Source organism: Pseudidiomarina mangrovi (assembly GCF_003999375.1).
GTDB lineage: Bacteria > Pseudomonadota > Gammaproteobacteria > Enterobacterales > Alteromonadaceae > Pseudidiomarina > Pseudidiomarina mangrovi.
The window spans coordinates 1-2826 of the sequence record NZ_RJLC01000013.1 but is presented as its reverse complement, the minus strand read 5'-3'; the positions used below and the strand labels follow the sequence as shown (position 1 = coordinate 2826).

Here is a 2826-nt window from a genome sequence, read left to right as displayed (position 1 = left end):
TGCCATCCCCGCCATGTGTACGGCTCATAAAAATCGCGCCACCCATGACCTTGGCGGCAGCCATGGAACCACCGATTTCACCCAAGCGGTCATTAACCGGCTGTAAGCAGCACTGCGAAAAAAGGACCTCATGCTTTGTTCCAGTCTCCTCTAGCGAGGAGATTGGATGCTAAATGATTGAGCTACTCAATTATGGGCTTACGTCGACCCAGTTCAAAACTGGAACTTGATGCTGTCGCAACTGAGCATCCACTTCGAAGCCCGACTGGATGATCACATAGACCTATGAAAACTTTGCTGACACAGAATATTGAACACCCTAAACTTTAGGCCCGCTTTAGACGCACCGCCTCCTGATAAATCTCGTTTCTCAATCGGTTCAGATCATTATTTAGCTTTTCTTCATCTTTTCCTTCGACTAGATGATCGTTGTATTCAGAGATCATGAGATCATTAAATGATCCCATACCTCCGTACCAAGATAAAATCTCTTCGAGCAAATAAAGGTCTAAACTGTTTCCGCCTCTTTTCAAAACAGCTTGTATTTTGTCCGCCCAAAAAGTCTCCCCAACGGAGCGTAACAAAGCTTCGCAAGTCATGAGCAGTTGAATCAAAGTCTTCATATCCGTCCCTTCTATTGAATCCACTTGGGATCTACACGAGGAATGTATACTTGATTGACACCCCCCAGAATTTGGCCAACGCCAGTAGACTGCGGAGCAGCGGCACCTTCATAAATTGTTGTGCCTTTGGGCACTCGAATGCTAACAGCATTTTGTGCTGTGTTTCCCCATTGCGGCGCAAGTGCGGAATCCAATTGGGATTGAAGCGGACCACTTGGTTTTGTTCGAGTCCAATAGGGACCGAGCTTTCCGGCACTACCGCCGTAAACTCTGTAGAGAGTAGTAGTTTCAGATACCGTCGTAGCCGTATAAGACCCGCTTCTAAACGTGGCAGCTACAGCGTCGTCCAGCGGACCAGAGTTCGTTGGCCCATAACGTACCCCCTTTGTAACATTCGCTACTGCTTTAAACTTACTTGTAATAAGCAAAACTGCTGGTATGGCCATCCCTTCCAATTCGCCGTTACTCCCGGCAATTAAAATCTCCGCTCCAGCTTTAACTCCAGTAATCTCAGCTAAAATTTCTCCATCAACCAAACCGCCTGTGTTTTCAGTGAGTGTGTCCGCGGCGCCAGTTACTGCGCCTAATATAACGTATTCGCGATTATCCCAAAATGAGTTCCACATGAATGATAGCGCCTCTGAAGCAGTAGCGCCACGGTGAGCCTCTTCGTTAACGGCATTATGGGCACCAATCTCAGAAGCTTCAGTGTTGTTCACTGCTAGTTGAGATTGCTTCTCTTTACCATTGTTCTCAGACTGACCAGACCCAGACGTTGAAACGCAAAACGGGCAATCCTTGGGATAGTCAAATGGGCCTCTAGAACCTGGCTCCTCACATGAAAATAGTGAAAAACAGCGGCCTTCTTTATAGGCCAAATACCCGCTAGGATCCGTTCCAAATAATGGATTATTCATAATATAACTGTACGGGTTTATACTCTGGCTGTTGCCAGGCTCCTGAATAAACGGATCCACGCTCAGGAAACGTCCAAGGTTGTAATCGTACACCCGTCCGTTCATATGAATCAGTTGCGCTTCATCAATATGCTCATGGTCGGTAAAACCCCGCATAGTAAACGGTGTGCCGTTGGCAACGTTAAAGAGGGTTGCCGAGGAGCTTGGCTGCATGGTGCCATAGCGGGGCTTGCCGAACGGGTCGTAGCTGCGATGCTCCATGATGAGATTGTTGTGATTGGTGAGTGTCACAACAGAGCCTAAACGGTCGCGCAGGGTGTAGGTGATTTCATGGCTCGCCAAGGCCTGACTCGCATGCTCCGTACGCTTGATGACAGCGATATCATCAATGTAGGTGCGGGTAATGGTGTCACCGCCTGTCAGCTCCACTTCGACAGAGCCATCAATGTAATACAGCGTGCTAGAGCTGCCGATGACCTTCTTGAAGCGCTGCCAGTTGGCATCATAGGAGAAACTCACCGTGGTGCCGTTGGCCGTGATTTGCGTGGGCTTGTTCATCGCGTTATAGGTGATGCTCTTACCCGCGCCACTTGTCAGGTTACCGTTGTTATCATAAGTAAAACTTGCACTACCACCACCAACAAGCGTTGCGCTCAGCACTGCATTAGGCCCGGCATTACCGCTATTACTCTTACCGCTTGCGCCGTAGGTCATGCTACTGGCATAGTCGCTTTTCTGCGTGAGGTTTCCGGTGGCATCGTAGCTGTAGGAGATACTGCCGCCTGAAGTCAGACTGCTGCTAGTCAGCCGGTGCAGGTCATCATAGCTATAGCTTTCAGTTGAACTTGATGCGCCGTTGTTGCTATAGACCGTCTGGCTTGCCAGGTTACCGAAGCTGCCGTAGAAGTACTCAAGGTAATGGAGCTCATGCCCCATCGCACTTGAAGCGTTGACTCGCTTGAGCTGACCAGAGACCTGGTCATAACTTCTGTTCTCATACAAGGTACCGTTGTTTCTCTCCATCTGGGTGATATTCTGCAAGGCATCGGCCTGAAGGTTTTCCTGATAGACAAAGCCAGAGCCGGCATTTTTTACCCTAAGTACATTGCCGTACGGGTCATACTCATAAGCCACCTTAATGCCACTGGCATGCTCAATGGCTTTCACCCGACCATAATTGGCGTCAAACTCGGTACGTGACGTGTACGTGGTGCCATTAACGACCGTATCTTTTTGCACCATACGGCTGTAGGTGTCGTAATAGTAGTTCACCTGGTGCCCAATGG

The 2826-nt window shown here is 49.0% G+C and carries 2 protein-coding genes; both read right to left on the bottom strand.

Features of this window, described 5'->3' with window-relative positions; translation table 11 throughout:
• Nucleotides 1-326: 326 nt before the first annotated feature.
• Nucleotides 327-623 (bottom strand): DUF6966 domain-containing protein, encoded by a 297-nt coding sequence (locus tag EFO84_RS05735; RefSeq protein ID WP_127347108.1) that lies wholly within the window; start codon nucleotides 621-623, stop codon nucleotides 327-329.
• Between the two features lie 11 nt (nucleotides 624-634).
• Nucleotides 635-2826, bottom strand: a 2192-nt coding sequence (locus EFO84_RS05730; RefSeq protein ID WP_205701948.1) for an RHS repeat domain-containing protein, incomplete at its 5' end; no start/stop codon positions are given.